The organism is Patescibacteria group bacterium (genome assembly GCA_022563395.1).
GTDB lineage: Bacteria > Patescibacteriota > Minisyncoccia > Minisyncoccales > UBA10102 > 01-FULL-49-22b.
Genome location: JADFNM010000001.1, coordinates 183376 through 196528, shown reverse-complemented (window position 1 = coordinate 196528; position 13153 = coordinate 183376). Strand labels below are relative to the sequence as shown.

Genomic DNA, 13153 nt, shown 5'->3' with positions numbered 1-13153 from the left:
CCTTTGTTATGCTGTAAATGCCCCTCATAACTCTACCTTACCAAAAAACCGCCTATTTGGCGATTCTTTGATTGTTTTTACAGTACAAGTTTATTAGAAAGTAAAGAATTTATCTCTTCTTATCTCTTCTACGTTTTTTAGCTCTTTGAACTTTACGTGCGTGGCTATTTCCACCTTCCATGATATTGTCTTCCTTTGCCTCTGGTACAAAATCTATCTCTTCAATAGAGGGGGTGCGAAATGTAAGAATAGTATTTCCTTTATAGTTAGTTACTGCAAAATCACCTAAACCAATGATATCCATACCAATCAAAATTTGTGGTTGCTGGTCATCTGAAGTATTAGCGTCTGGAATAAGTTCAACCTCTGTTACGCGTACATTGCCAATCATTAGATGGCTTGGTAGCTCAATATTAACATAGTAAGTATTGGTTTTAGACAATCCCTTAGCATGTCTTACATCAACCAGACCTGTTGGTTTTAATCCAAGCTCATCTGCAACTTTCTTGGTTATAGCTGAATGAGTTGCTCCTGTGTCCCAGATTGCAAGATATTCTTTGAGTTGAATTTTGTTAATTTCTATTTCTTCTTTGGTATAAGGCAAACACACACCTATTTGTGTGTGTAATACTTGTGTCAGTCCTTTATATCTTGTAGTAAAGGCATCTTGCATGGCTAAGGAAAGCTTACACGAGAATGAAAAGTCTGGGTGTAGCCTTCTTTACCAGAAAGAGCTCTCTGTATCAAAAAGGTTCCTAGTTCAAACTTATTTTTAGCTTCGTTGTATGCTTCTATTTCTGTGTTATAAACACCTTGAACTTTTTGGTCCCTAATCACTAAAAATCTTCCCTCGTATTTAGCTACGAGTTCTTTTTGATTATCAATAAAATATTTTAATTCTTTTTCCAGCATAATCTTATGTAAGTTATTATACCATTAGACTAGGGAAAAGTCCATTTCAATACCCCGTATCTTGTTATTAATTATAAGAGCAAGAAAGTTCTTGACTCTGTTCGTACACGTTGGCTGCGGGACTAGGATTCGAACCTAGATACTGGCCTCCAAAGGGCCATGTCCTACCGTTAGACGATCCCGCAATGATTATGTTTTGATTGAGTCAAAGATTTTCTTCATGATTCTTCTGCCTGATGTGGTTTTTAAGTACTTTTCCTGCCTCTGTGCTTCTTGAAAGTTTGAATACTCTTCTGTATGAATTACTTTCCACGGAGTATGCCTTTTCGTATAGAAATGTTTTCCGCTGTTATGCTCTTTGATGCGGCGTTCTATGTTATCCGTTACTCCGACATAACTTTTTTTAGCTGACAGACTTTGAAGGATGTAAACTATATATTTCATTAAGTCCTACTTGCCTCGACTTGCTGAAGATTATCCGCTTCGTCTCGAGACGAGTCTTCGCGAGGCAGGCCGTTAGACCAGCCTCGACTAGACGTCGAGTCTAGGCGGGCGACCCCGCATCGTTACTCTTCTTTCATTGTGCTCTCTACAATCGCAAGTTCCAAGGGAAGCTGCACAATATCGGCATACCTCATGTCACGCTCTGCTGCCATAAAGAGTTTTAAGGCATTGGTCAAAAACTTTCCTTCCACTGCCTTTGCCTGCTCTGCTATTTTTTCTTGCTGTTCTTTGGTATAGCTTGGCGTAAGGGTATCTTTAAGCTCTGGGTTGAGTTTGAGAATAAGGAGGTTTCGCAAATATTCTACCAGATTCTTTGCAAACTCTTGGGGGTCCATGCCTTCTTGCAGCTTCTTGTTTAAAAACTCCACTGGTTGAGCCGCTTTCTTCAAAAACAGCAGGTCTACAAATTTAGAGAGAATATGAATGTCTACAATGCCAAGGAGTTCTTGTACTGTTTCTTGCGTAATCTTGTTTCCTGCATGAAAAGTAAGAACGCGGTCAAGCAGTGACTCTGCGTCGCGAAATGACCCCCCGGCGCTTCCTGCAATAATCAAGAGAGCCTGCTTGTCAATTGTAGCCTTCTCTTTTTTTGCAAGATCTTGCAAACGTTCTACTATTTCTGGAACCTGCAATCTTCTAAAGTCAAAGCGCTGACACCGAGACACAATGGTGCCAATCATGCGGTGAACCTCTGTAGTAGCTAAAACAAAGATTGCATGGGAAGGAGGTTCTTCCAGGGTTTTTAACAGGGCATTAGAGGCCTCTTTGGTTAACTGGTGTGCCTCGTCTATGACAAAGACCTTGTATTTTAACCTTGCGGGTACAAAGCGAATCCCCTCTTTTAATTCTCGAATCTCGTCAATGCCTCGGTTAGAAGCAGCATCAATCTCTATGAAATCCAGTGCTCTTCCTTGGTTTATCTCTTGGCAAGACTCACACGTGTTGTCTGGCTCTCCTTGTTTGGGATTCTTGCAGTTTACCGCCTTAGCTAAGATCCTGGCCAGGGTTGTTTTCCCCGAACCTCTGGGACCGGAAAACAGATAGGCGTGGGCAATAAGGTTAGCCCTCACTGCATTTTTTAAGGTCTGAACCACGTGGTCTTGGCCTATAACCTCTCCGAAGCTTTGGGGCCTGTATTTGCGGTAGAGCACAAGATTGGTGGCCATGCAGCAATACTAGCAAAAAATGAGGCATTTTTCAAACCTTGGTGCTGTGATACAATAGTGAAACATGATAAAGCTCTACAACACGCTTTCAAGAAAAAAAGAGCCCCTAAAAACCAGACCAAAAAAGAAAATCTCTCTTTTTGTGTGTGGCCCCACCGTATACGACTTTTCGCACCTTGGTCATGCCAGAACCTATATCTCTTTTGACGCTTTTGTGCGGTTTTTAAGGTTTGAAGGGTACGGGGTAGACTATCTGCAGAACATTACCGATATTGACGACAAGATTATTCAACGGGCTAAAAGAACCAGGGTTACTCCAAAGGCCTTAGCAAAGAGATTTGAGAAGGAGTACTTAAAAGACATGAAGGCCCTGGGCATTAAAAGCGTAAGCAAGTATGTCAGGGCCACCGAACATATCCAAGAGATTATCACCCAGATAAAGCGGTTGGTGCAAAAAGGATATGCCTATGAGATTAAGGAAGATGGCTTGTATTATGATATCTTAAAGTTCAAGGATTACGGTAAGCTCTCTGGCAGAACCTCTCTTCAGGCAGAAGATGCGGTTTCCCGTATTGATGAATCAATACACAAACGGAATAAGGGTGACTTTGCCTTGTGGAAATTTGAAGCAAAAGCGGGGTCAGACCCCGCTTGGCCGAGCCCTTGGGGGCGGGGACGCCCTGGCTGGCACATTGAAGATACCGCCATGACAGAGAAGCGCTTCGGCGTTCAGTACGAGCTGCACGGGGGGGCTCAAGATCTCATTTTTCCCCACCATGAAGCAGAGATTGCTCAAATGGAGGCCATCTCTGGCAAAAAACCCATGGCAAAGCACTGGATGCATTCTGGGTTTTTGACAGTAGAAGGCGAAAAGATGTCCAAATCCCTGGGCAACTTTATTACCATCAAAGACTTCTTGAAAGCACATTCTTCCCGAATGCTTCGACTCCTGGTACTCAAAACCCATTATCGTTCCCCTATTGATTATTCAGACAAACTGCTTTTACAGACAAAGCGGGAACTAGCACACATTGATGAGTTTGTTGATAAATTAAAAGCTCTAAGTTCTCCTAAACGAGATTTAGGACACACTGGGTTTTTGAAAGAAGTGCGGGAAAGATTCAAAAAAGCATTGGAAGATGATTTCAACACTCCCAAAGCCATTTCTATCCTCTTTGAGTTAATAAACCACGGCAACACCATGATGGCAGCGGGAAAGCTTTCTTTCAAAGACTCAAAAGCAATCCTCGCCTTTTTAAAAGAGGCAGACAAGATTTTTGGATTTATTTTCTTTGCCAAGGCAAAAATTATAATCCCATTAGATATTCTTAAGTTAGCAGAACAACGCGATAAGTATCGAAAAGCCAAGCAGTGGCAAAAGGCAGACGAGTTACGAAAAATGCTCTTAAAGAAAGGGTGGCAGGTTGACGATACCTCCAAAGGACCTCGCTTAAAACCAAAAGAAAAGTCCAGAGCCTAAGCCCTGGGCTGGGAGTTCTCATTCAGGAGAGAACTTGATGCCAAGTTTTTGAAGAACCCATAGGAGGAACGAAATCTGTTGGACGATTTCTTTTCGCTCCTCCGGCGTTATCGAGGAAATCTGCCCCGGGCTCATACCAGACATATTCTCGAGACGCTTCTTTAGCATCCCAAGTTTCCTTAGAATGGTCTCTCCTCGGGTTCTCCTTTTCGGAGAGTTTTTGTTTGATATCGCACTCTTTCTCCTTTTTGGCCTATGCCTCTTTGCCGTGGAGATAGGTGGCGGAGGGGATGTGGCTGCCCTTTTTTTTCTTATGGTCCTGCGAGAAGGATGGGGAGCCGCTACGGATTCTGTCACGGGAGGCGAAATATCTGGGCTTTCCTCGTGCCCCGTTGCCAGATGGACGATTGGAGCACGCGAGGTTGTGCCGTTGGAAGAAGGAGTGGAAGCTCTGATGGGTTTTGGCGTTGGTACAGGGGCTGCAGGGGTTTCCTGCATGTCTCGCTCCACATCTTCTGGAGGCGTGTCTCCCATATCCCCGTCGTCTCCCAAGTCTTCCGCTGGCCTGAGACTCTCTTCTCTTAAGATGGTTGCCTCAGCGATCTCTTTTTCGCCCTCGGGTTTGGGCTCGAAAGCGCCTTCTTCTGGTATCTCTGGCGTTGCCACCTGCTTCGTGGTACTTGGTGGCAAACTGACAACCGAGCGTGGATACGGGTCCATCCCAGCCTTCCTGAGCTCTATTGGATTCTTGTTGCAAAGAGCACACTGAAGGATGGGCATGGTGTGCTTACATAGTTTTTCTGCCATGTCCGTCTCCTTTCAGTCTGCGTTTACGTATGGGTGATTGTAGGACCTGTTTTTGTACCATACAGCATTCCCCAAATGGCGACAAGCTATTTATCCACAAAGGATTACTGTTCTTGCCAAACCTTTCCAGAATGGCTATGATAGTTCTACTATGGCAGAAGAAAAAACCTCTGTTCCAGACAAACTCCCCCCACAAAACATTGAGGCTGAGGCCTCCCTTTTGGGCAGCTTGATGATGGATAAAGACGCCTTTTTAAAGGTTGGCGATTTTCTGGAAACCAGAGATTTTTACAAAAAGATTCATCAGCAAATATACCTTGCAATAGAAGAACTCTTTGAAAAGGGGGAGCCCATTGATTTGCTGTCCGTTGCCTCCAGACTCAAAGAAAAAGAAAAACTAGAAGAGGTGGGAGGAAATGCTTATTTAACCGAACTCATCAACTCTGTTCCCACTGCCTCGCATGTCATGGCATATGCCAAGATTGTGCAGAAAAAGAGAATCCTGCGTGACTTAATCTCCGTCTCCTATGAGATAGGAAGCATGGGGTATGACGAGGCAGAAGATACCGACCTTCTCTTAGACAAAGCAGAATCCAGCATCTTTGCCATTGCCCAAAAGTCCTTTGCTCAGAACTTTACCAAGGTAAAAGACAGCTTAGAAGAGGCCTTTGAGAGAATTGACATGCTTTCAAAGCACGAGAAGAGCACAAGAGGAGTTGCCACGGGATTTGCAGACCTAGACAACATTCTTTCTGGGCTCCAAAATTCAGACCTTGTTATCTTGGCAGCCCGTCCTTCTCTGGGAAAGTCAGCCCTGGCAATGGACATTGCAAAAAGAGTTGCGGTCCAGCAACAGATTCCCGTAGGAGTGTTTTCTTTGGAAATGTCCAAAGACCAGGTTATAGACCGCCTTATCGCCTCCCAAGCAGGTGTTGATCTTTGGAAACTGAGAACAGGAAGACTTTCTTCTCAAGGAGATGATAATGACTTTGCAAGAATACAAGAAGCAATGGGAGTGTTGTCTGAAGCCCCTCTGTATATTGAAGACAGCTCTCTTCAAAACGTGCTGAAAATGCGGGCCATGGCAAGAAGATTGCAGGCAAACCAGGGGCTCGGCCTGTTGATTATTGATTACATCCAACTTATCGAGCCTCGCAACGCTCAAACGAACGAAGTTCAACAGATGACAGAAATCTCCCGCTCCCTCAAAGGCTTGGCAAGAGAACTCAACGTTCCTGTTCTTGCGTTGTCCCAACTCTCAAGGGCGGTGGAACAAAGAGCCCCGCAGCGTCCACGTCTTTCAGACCTTCGCACCAGCGGGAGCATTGAGCAGGACGCGGACGTGGTACTGTTTATTTACCGAGAAGACAAGTATAGGGCAGACCCCACCAACCAAGGGATTGCCGAGATTATTATTGCAAAGCACAGAAACGGACCGGTCGGCTCAGTAAAACTCTACTTTAATGAGCGCACCGTGAGTTTTAGCGATCTTGCAAAAAAAGACCTTGAGTATCAAGAACCAGCCGAAGAAATCTCCTTTTAACCATTATCGCCTAAACGAGATTTAGGAGCTCCTAAATCTCGTTTAGGCAATATGAATGTATCCAAAACAGATCCAGCGCCTCATTCAACTCTTCTCTCAGTTTCCTACCGTGGGGCAAAGAACCGCGGCCCGCTTTGTATTTCACATTCTCAAAGCCCCCAAAGGGGATGTAAAAGAGATTATTGAAGCGATAGCACAGCTCAGAAACGAGGTTGCCTTATGCAAGATGTGTTTTTCCCCTTTTGATGCAAGCCAAAAAACAGGAGAGGTCTGCGTAATTTGCCAGGATGCAACGAGAGACCAGAAAATTCTTTGCGTGGTAGAGAAAGAAAGCGACCTTGAGGCTTTAGAATCAATCAAAGAATACAAGGGACTGTATTTTATTTTAGGAGGTGCGGTAGACCCCTTGCAAAAGGAACAGCGAGATACCCTAAGAACAAAAGAACTCAAAGAACGCCTGCAGCACTCCCCTATTAAAGAAGTCATCATTGCAACAAATCCAACAACAGAGGGTGAAGTAACTGCCCTTTATGTTGAACGAGTACTTAAAGATATGGATGTGAAACTCACTCGTCTTGGGCGAGGCCTTCCCATTGGGGGTGAGCTTGAGTACGCAGACCCTGAAACCCTAAAACAATCTCTAGAAAATCGCCGCTAATGTTTCCTAAACGAGATTTAGTTTTCCCAAACTAAATCTCGTTTAAGCACTAATGGTTGACAAATACCACAAAAAGTGCTAGTGTTTTATTGACGAACCTGGAGAATGTAAAGGTTATAAAGCCAAAAAGAAAATACCCAGGAGGGAGGGAAGATATGCGGTTCGTAATGAGAGTTCTTTCGCCGTGGAACTGGAAAAAATACGAGGGAGACGTTGTTCACGGCATTTCCTGTGCCGGTGACCCCAAAGTAGGCCCCACAACAGGATCCTTGAGTATCGTCTCGGGCGTCCTATGGAGATGGAAGACCGTCGCCATACTCAGGGTTACATCCTTACAAGAGGGCTACGTGGGATATGTTGCGCATGATGGGGCCACGTTCCTGTGTATGGTACCAGTGCCCGCTGGCAGTGCATTCGGAATGCTCATTGGGCATGAGCCGGTCACCTTCTTTGCAGTGGCTCGAGTAGAAGGTGAGTGGCAGCCAGTTGAGCTTGAGCTTGTTGCCCGGGCACGCAGGGACGATTCAGCGTACAAAGACGTTCCCCTCTATTAACACTAACTCTCCGTAACGTTCTGTACGGCACTCTAGAGGGCTGACCTTTTCAGGCAGCCCTCTTCAATTTTGAACAAAGTGAGAAATCAAGGTTCCTGAGCGAAGCGAAGGGTTCTTACTTTGTCTCAATCTTGAGAATTTCTACTTCGCTATAGGGCTGACGGTGCCCTTTTTTTGTTTGCTCACGTTTCTTTGCCTTAAACTTAAAGACGATAACCTTTTTTGCCTTTCTCTGTTTAAGTATTTTCCCTTTTACTTTAGCTCCCGTTACTTTAGGAGTACCAATCTCTGTTTTCTTGCCATCGTCCAAAAGCAATACCTCGCTAAATACAACTTCAGCTCCTTCTTTCTTGGGGAGTTTTTCTACCTTGATTTTTTGCCCGGGGCGCACAATATATTGCTTGCCTCCGGTTTTAATAACAGCAATCTCTGCCATACGTCCCCTATCCTACCAAAAATGGAGTAAAAGTAAAGAGCATCCCTTAAAACTAAATCTCATTTAGGTGTGGATAACTTAATTTCGTTAAGGAACTATTCGTCGTCTTCGGTTTGCGGGCGGTCAATCTGCACGGCCTCAATATCATTGGAGGAGCCTGTGATGCGAAGCACATCCTTATCTATCTTCCCCAGCTCCTTATACGCGGTGTTGTAGGTGTTTACGGTGGTTCCAAGGTGTGCCCCAAGTTTCTTCATGTAGCTTTCATAGCTTCCAATATGCCTGCCCAGGGCTTGTACCCGTTCCCCTATCTTCTTTGCAGATTCTTCAATCTTTAAAGCTTTGAGCCCTTGCAGTACGGTTTGAAGATAGGCGAGAAACGTTGTGGGAGAAACCACTATTACCTTTTTTTGACCGGCAGCGTATTCAATAAGATTGAGGGTATTTGTTTTTACTGCCCCTATTTTATTCACCAAAAGGTCATAGTACACGGCTTCAGAAGGTATGAACATGAAGGCAAAGCTCAGCGTTCCCTCTTGGGGTTTTATATACTTTGCGGTTTCATCAATTCGCGTCTTTAGGTCGTTGCGAAATGCTGTTTCATAGCGCTCGCGCTCATCAGGTGTGGCAGCTTCTAAGATACGGTTGTAGTTTTCCAAAGAAAACTTGGAGTCAACCGAGATAATACCTTCTTTGGTAATAACAACCGCGTCTACAATTGTTCCGTCCTTAAATGAATACTGCATTTGGTACGCACCCGGAGGCAGAACATTTTTTAATACGGTTTCAAGATAGTATTCACCAAGAACCCCCCGCTGTTTTGGGTTTTTAAGGATGTCTTGCAAGCTCTTGAGTTGGTCGGTAACGCCCATCACCTGTTTTTGTCCCTCCCCTACTTTCACAAGCTCTTGGGTGATTTCTTTGATAATTTTTGTACTTTCACCAAATTGGTCACGAATCGCCTTGCTTGATTCTCCTAACTTTAAGTCAAGCGTACGATTTAATTCTGCAATTTGGTTTTGCAACATAAGGGAGCTGGCGCTGTCCTCTTTTTTTCGCTGCTGCCACAAGAGGAATGCAAACACGCCAACGAGAAGAATGATGATGACTGAAAGTAATACGGTTGTCATGCGCCTTTATTGTATCATTTTATTACCTCAAACAGAAAATCATGGTGGGGTCGCACCAGATTTTAGTGAACAGTTCTACCCCCACAAAGGCAAGGTAGAGACCAACGAGAAAGAGCGCTTCTTTTTTGGTAATCTTTCGTTCTGTGCGAATAAAGATTAAGAAAAACAAGGCAGCGAGAATCATAAAGAAGCGGGCGAAGGCAAAGGGCGAAAAGTCCACTATTACAATGGGCTGGAGAATGGCGACAATGCCCAACACCAGGGTGGTTAAGATAATGACGGAGCCCGTGAGTTCTCCCAAGATAATCCAGCTTTTTCCTCTGCGCGCTGCGGCTATTGCAAAGTAGAGTTCTGGAAGCGCAGACATGAAGCCCAGCCCAAGAATACCAATTATGGCAATAGGCAGCGAAAACTCATTTGCAAAAAAGTTGGCAGAACGTACAACCCCCTCTGCCGCAGCCAAAAGCAATGCCCCGCCGACAATAATTTGTAAAAGCCCAATCATAAAGCTTCGGAATTGTTTCAGAGGTGGTTTTTGGCTTTCGTCCAGGGTCTGCTGATAGTATTTGCGTTTTGTGAACATCCAGGCGGCATACCCGAAAAAGACAATTATTAAGGCAATGCCATCTCCCCTTCCCAGTACTCCATCAAGAATAAGCAACAACGGCAGAAGGGCAATGGAAATAGTGAGAAAGGCAGAGGTTTGTATCAATTTTCCTTCAGCCAACAGGTCAGAACCGCCGACAAACACAGCTAATGCTGCTACCAGGGTAAGGGCTACCACGCTGTTCCCCACAACGTCACCAAAGGAGAGCTCTGGAATGCCATGGGCAACAGAAGAAAGCCCCACAAAGAGGTTGGGCAATGAACCCCCCATCGCCATAACAAAAAAGGCGATAACAAACTCACTCCACTGAAGATATTGTGCAACCCTGCTGATTCCCTGCACCAGCCAATTGGCAGCACGGAACATCAAGAAGGCAGAAAAGATAACTAAGAGTACGTGGAAAATCATCTCACTTCATTTTTCTGATATAGTACCACTTCACAGCTTCAATGAGGAGAACATTGAGGAGCCCAAGCGAAATAAGCAGGGTCCAATCAAACAATGTTAAGGCTACCGTGCCCAAAAAGAACTGAAGCAAAGGAAGATAGACTGCAGATACCAGCAGCAAAAGGCCCAAGAACACAGCTCCCGTGACCCAGAGATTGGAAAAGGGGTTGTACTGCCAGATGTTTCTCCTCAAACTTCTAACCGAGAAGACGTAGAACAAAGAGTCAATCCCCAACCCTACAAAGATGACCGTTTGGATGTGTTGTATGGTGTAGGGCGTTTGCAAGAGCCAGAGGAACAGTCCAAACAAGAGAACGTCGGTAATAATGCTAATGCCAAAGATAATGACCTTCATTTCCTGCGTAAGCAGGGAAGAGTTCTTTTTTAAAGGGGGTCTTGCCATAACATCCCCTTCTGGTTTTTCTAAGGTCAAAGCCATGCCAGGCAATCCGTCTTCTACAAGATTGATCCAGAGAATCTGCAGGGCCGTCAAAGGCAACGGGAGCCCCAGCAACAAACTGGTTCCTATTAATATGGTTTCTGTGAAGGATCCCGATACGAGGTACGTGATGACCTTTCTGATGTTGTCTATAATAACTCTGCCCTCTTTGATGGCAGCTGGAATAATGGCAAAGTTGTCGGCCAGCAAGATTAAGTCAGAGGCCTCTTTTGCAACATCTGTTCCAGAGCCCAGGGCCAAACCAATGTCTGCCTTTTTTAGGGCTGGGGCGTCGTTCACCCCGTCTCCCGTCATTGCAACAACTTGACCCCTTCTTTGCCATGCCTCAATGATACGGAGCTTGTGCTTGGGTTCTACCCTTGCAAAGACAAAAATGTGTCCCAGCCTTGAATCAAGTTCATTGTCGGTTAAACCATCCAACTCTTTTCCCTCCATAAGATTTTCTTCGTTTGCGGGTATCTTAAGTTCCATTGCCACTGCCTTTGCAGTTAAGAGATGGTCTCCTGTTGCAATGATGGTTTTGAGTCCTGCGTCTTTTGCAAGTTTTATCGCCTCTTTTACTCCTTTGCGAATAGGGTCTTTTAAGGCAATGAAACCGAGAAATTCAAGCCCCACAATTTCTTTTCTTAGCATCTCTTTTTTTACCATTGGTCCTTGATGATTCAGAATGTCTTTTTTGGCAAGCGCAACCACTCTAAGACCTTGGGAAGTGAGTTCTTGCAATCTTTTTTCTGCCTGATGGACTTCTCCTTCAGAAAGCTTGGAGAGTTCCATGATTCTTTCTGGTGCTCCCGAGACATACAGCTTTACTGCCTCTTTGTCTTTGTGAAAGGAGGCCAAGTACTTTTCATTTGAGTTAAAGGGAATGCGAAACAAGCAAGGTGCGTGCTCTTCAATCTTTTGTCGTGAGATGCCAGCTTCCATGGCAGCTTGGAGCAGGGCCTTGTCTGTGGGTCTGCCCCTTAACACTGGCTTTTCCAATGCGGCCTTTGGATTTTCAATAAATGCCTCGTTGGCAAGGGCAGCGGCTCGCAAGACCTCTTCTCGGTTCCCTGCTTTCAAGGGTACAACCTCTTCTACCTTCATTCTGCCTTCTGTTAAGGTAAGGGTTTTGTCGGTTACAATAATTGAGGTACTTCCAAGGGTTTCGGCAGAAGTTAAATGGCGCACCAGACCTTTTTTTGCCAAGATTCGCTGCATGCCAACTGCCAGTACCACGGTCATTGCAACAGGCAGGCCTTCTGGGATGGCAGCCACCGCAATGGCCACTGCAATGGTGAACATTTCAACAATGTCTCCACCGGTTGCCACCCCTTCTACAAAGATGAACACGGTAAGAAAAGCAATGATAGTCCCAATAATCCAAGAGAAGCGCTGAAGTTTCTTTTGGTAGGGAGTCTTTTCTTCTTTAACTTCAGATATGAGTTTTGAAATCCTACCAAGCTCTGTTCTCTGAGCTGTGGCGATAACAAGGGCTTTTCCCTTTCCTGCTGCCACCACGCTGCCCATGTATGCCATGTTGTCTCGGTCAGCTAAGGGAGTTTTTCTTTCAAGAACCATTGGCTTTTTCTCTGAAGCGAGCCACTCTCCGGTAAGCACTGCCTCATTAATGCGCAGTTCAAAGGATTCTAGGATTCGACAGTCCGCGGGAACCTTGTTTCCCTCCGTGAGCACTATAAGGTCTCCCGGCACCAGGTCTTCTTGAAGTATCTCTCTTTCTGTCCCCTCTCGCACGACCAAGGCTTTTTGTTGGAGAATCTTTTTTAACTCAAAAAGTGCCTTGCTCGCCTTATTTTCTTGAAAGTATCCAATGGCGGTGTTGAGGAGCACGGCGCTGAAAATTACGATGCTGTCGGTATATTCTTGAAGCCAGAAGGTGACGCTCCCTGCTATTACCAGAATAAAGATGAGGGGGCTCTTAAACTGACGTAAAAAAAGAACCAGAGGAGACAATGGTTTGTCTTCAGGAAGGGTATTTAATCCGTATTCACTCTTTCGCAATTCAACCTCTTTTTCTTTTAACCCAAGCTCCGCATTCGAGTTGAGAATTCTCAGCGCTTCTTTTGTTGTAATACTGTGCCACGCAGTAATAGTTTGCATTCTTGTATTATACAGAAAACGCATGGGAACTGAAATGAAAAAGAGCCATACGCATCGTACGTATAGCTCCTGGGGTACTGCATCAACCGTTGGGGGCGGTCGAGGGATTAGTTGTACTCGCGCTCACCCCGCTTGTCGAATTGCGGCATCGCATTGCGAAATTCCCTGATCTCGCGGCAGAAGCGACATCGTCCCAAGCTTGTTGAACCACCACTTGGTGTATCAATGTCCCAGTGATGGTTACATCCCTCCTCAGTGGGGGGAGGAGTTTTGGTGACGGAAACCTTCTGGCTGGTTGCCATACCCTCCCTCCTGGAAAAAAGTGCTCAACAAAGACATAAAACACCTG

13 protein-coding genes and 1 tRNA gene are annotated in these 13153 nt (G+C 45.1%); 4 read left to right on the top strand and 10 right to left on the bottom strand.

What is annotated here, in order from left to right:
- Window positions 1-109: 109 nt before the first annotated feature.
- The 5 genes from IH982_01195 to dnaX all read right to left on the bottom strand — a co-directional run bounded on the left by IH982_01195 (window position 110) and on the right by dnaX (window position 2582).
- Window positions 110-673 (bottom strand): retropepsin-like domain-containing protein, encoded by a 564-nt coding sequence (locus IH982_01195; GenBank protein MCH7828467.1) that lies wholly within the window; start codon window positions 671-673, stop codon window positions 110-112.
- A 2-nt stretch (window positions 674-675) separates the two neighbouring features.
- Entirely contained in the window at window positions 676-912 is a 237-nt protein-coding gene (locus IH982_01190) for a hypothetical protein (protein ID MCH7828466.1), read from the bottom strand.
- A 111-nt stretch (window positions 913-1023) separates the two neighbouring features.
- Window positions 1024-1097 (bottom strand) — tRNA-Gln (locus IH982_01185).
- Between the two features lie 4 nt (window positions 1098-1101).
- Window positions 1102-1356, bottom strand: a complete 255-nt coding sequence (locus IH982_01180; protein ID MCH7828465.1) for a GIY-YIG nuclease family protein — start codon at window positions 1354-1356, stop codon at window positions 1102-1104.
- A 122-nt stretch (window positions 1357-1478) separates the two neighbouring features.
- The gene (gene dnaX, locus IH982_01175) at window positions 1479-2582 is read right to left on the bottom strand and encodes a DNA polymerase III subunit gamma/tau (protein ID MCH7828464.1); all 1104 of its coding nucleotides are present in this window, start codon (window positions 2580-2582) and stop codon (window positions 1479-1481) included.
- 64 nt (window positions 2583-2646) lie between these two features.
- Here dnaX and IH982_01170 point away from each other — a divergent pair, with 64 nt between their 5' ends.
- Entirely contained in the window at window positions 2647-4062 is a 1416-nt protein-coding gene (locus IH982_01170) for a cysteine--tRNA ligase (GenBank protein ID MCH7828463.1), read from the top strand.
- Window positions 4063-4080: 18 nt separating this feature from the next.
- Here IH982_01170 and IH982_01165 read toward each other — a convergent pair whose 3' ends face one another.
- On the bottom strand, window positions 4081-4869 hold the full coding sequence (locus IH982_01165; GenBank protein ID MCH7828462.1) for a hypothetical protein: 789 nt from the start codon (window positions 4867-4869) through the stop codon (window positions 4081-4083).
- A gap of 151 nt (window positions 4870-5020) precedes the next feature.
- Between IH982_01165 and dnaB the strand changes: the two genes are divergently transcribed.
- The 3 genes from dnaB (at window position 5021) to IH982_01150 (ending at window position 7624) form a co-directional block, all read left to right on the top strand.
- Entirely contained in the window at window positions 5021-6412 is a 1392-nt protein-coding gene (dnaB, locus tag IH982_01160; GenBank protein ID MCH7828461.1) for a replicative DNA helicase, read from the top strand.
- 55 nt (window positions 6413-6467) lie between these two features.
- Window positions 6468-7070: a recombination protein RecR gene (gene recR, locus IH982_01155; protein ID MCH7828460.1), complete on the top strand. Its 603-nt coding sequence runs from the start codon at window positions 6468-6470 to the stop codon at window positions 7068-7070.
- Between the two features lie 155 nt (window positions 7071-7225).
- Window positions 7226-7624: a hypothetical protein gene (locus IH982_01150; GenBank protein MCH7828459.1), complete on the top strand. Its 399-nt coding sequence runs from the start codon at window positions 7226-7228 to the stop codon at window positions 7622-7624.
- Between the two features lie 115 nt (window positions 7625-7739).
- Here the strand turns inward: IH982_01150 and rplU are convergent, their stop codons facing one another.
- From rplU to IH982_01130, 4 genes are all read right to left on the bottom strand, one after another.
- A complete protein-coding gene (gene rplU / locus IH982_01145) occupies window positions 7740-8060 on the bottom strand; it encodes a 50S ribosomal protein L21 (GenBank protein MCH7828458.1) in 321 nt (106 codons plus the stop codon).
- A 95-nt stretch (window positions 8061-8155) separates the two neighbouring features.
- On the bottom strand, window positions 8156-9190 hold the full coding sequence (locus tag IH982_01140; GenBank protein MCH7828457.1) for a DNA recombination protein RmuC: 1035 nt from the start codon (window positions 9188-9190) through the stop codon (window positions 8156-8158).
- 22 nt (window positions 9191-9212) lie between these two features.
- Complete coding sequence (locus IH982_01135; GenBank protein ID MCH7828456.1) at window positions 9213-10205, bottom strand: sodium:calcium antiporter; 993 nt, start codon at window positions 10203-10205, stop codon at window positions 9213-9215.
- A 1-nt stretch (window position 10206) separates the two neighbouring features.
- On the bottom strand, window positions 10207-12804 hold the full coding sequence (locus IH982_01130) for a cation-transporting P-type ATPase (GenBank protein MCH7828455.1): 2598 nt from the start codon (window positions 12802-12804) through the stop codon (window positions 10207-10209).
- Window positions 12805-13153 lie beyond the last annotated feature (349 nt).

Bases quoted from the DNA above. Each gene is read 5' to 3' on its own strand.
- recR (MCH7828460.1), top strand. From the start codon at position 6,468: ATGTATCCAAAACAGATCCAGCGCCTCATTCAACTCTTCTCTCAGTTT.
- IH982_01170 (MCH7828463.1), top strand. From the start codon at position 2,647: ATGATAAAGCTCTACAACACGCTTTCAAGAAAAAAAGAGCCCCTAAAA.
- IH982_01165 (MCH7828462.1), bottom strand. From the start codon at position 4,869: ATGGCAGAAAAACTATGTAAGCACACCATGCCCATCCTTCAGTGTGCT.
- IH982_01130 (MCH7828455.1), bottom strand. From the start codon at position 12,804: ATGCAAACTATTACTGCGTGGCACAGTATTACAACAAAAGAAGCGCTG.
- dnaX (MCH7828464.1), bottom strand. From the start codon at position 2,582: ATGGCCACCAATCTTGTGCTCTACCGCAAATACAGGCCCCAAAGCTTC.
- IH982_01195 (MCH7828467.1), bottom strand. From the start codon at position 673: ATGCAAGATGCCTTTACTACAAGATATAAAGGACTGACACAAGTATTA.
- IH982_01190 (MCH7828466.1), bottom strand. From the start codon at position 912: ATGCTGGAAAAAGAATTAAAATATTTTATTGATAATCAAAAAGAACTC.
- IH982_01140 (MCH7828457.1), bottom strand. From the start codon at position 9,190: ATGACAACCGTATTACTTTCAGTCATCATCATTCTTCTCGTTGGCGTG.
- IH982_01150 (MCH7828459.1), top strand. From the start codon at position 7,226: ATGCGGTTCGTAATGAGAGTTCTTTCGCCGTGGAACTGGAAAAAATAC.
- rplU (MCH7828458.1), bottom strand. From the start codon at position 8,060: ATGGCAGAGATTGCTGTTATTAAAACCGGAGGCAAGCAATATATTGTG.
- IH982_01135 (MCH7828456.1), bottom strand. From the start codon at position 10,205: ATGATTTTCCACGTACTCTTAGTTATCTTTTCTGCCTTCTTGATGTTC.
- dnaB (MCH7828461.1), top strand. From the start codon at position 5,021: ATGGCAGAAGAAAAAACCTCTGTTCCAGACAAACTCCCCCCACAAAAC.
- IH982_01180 (MCH7828465.1), bottom strand. From the start codon at position 1,356: ATGAAATATATAGTTTACATCCTTCAAAGTCTGTCAGCTAAAAAAAGT.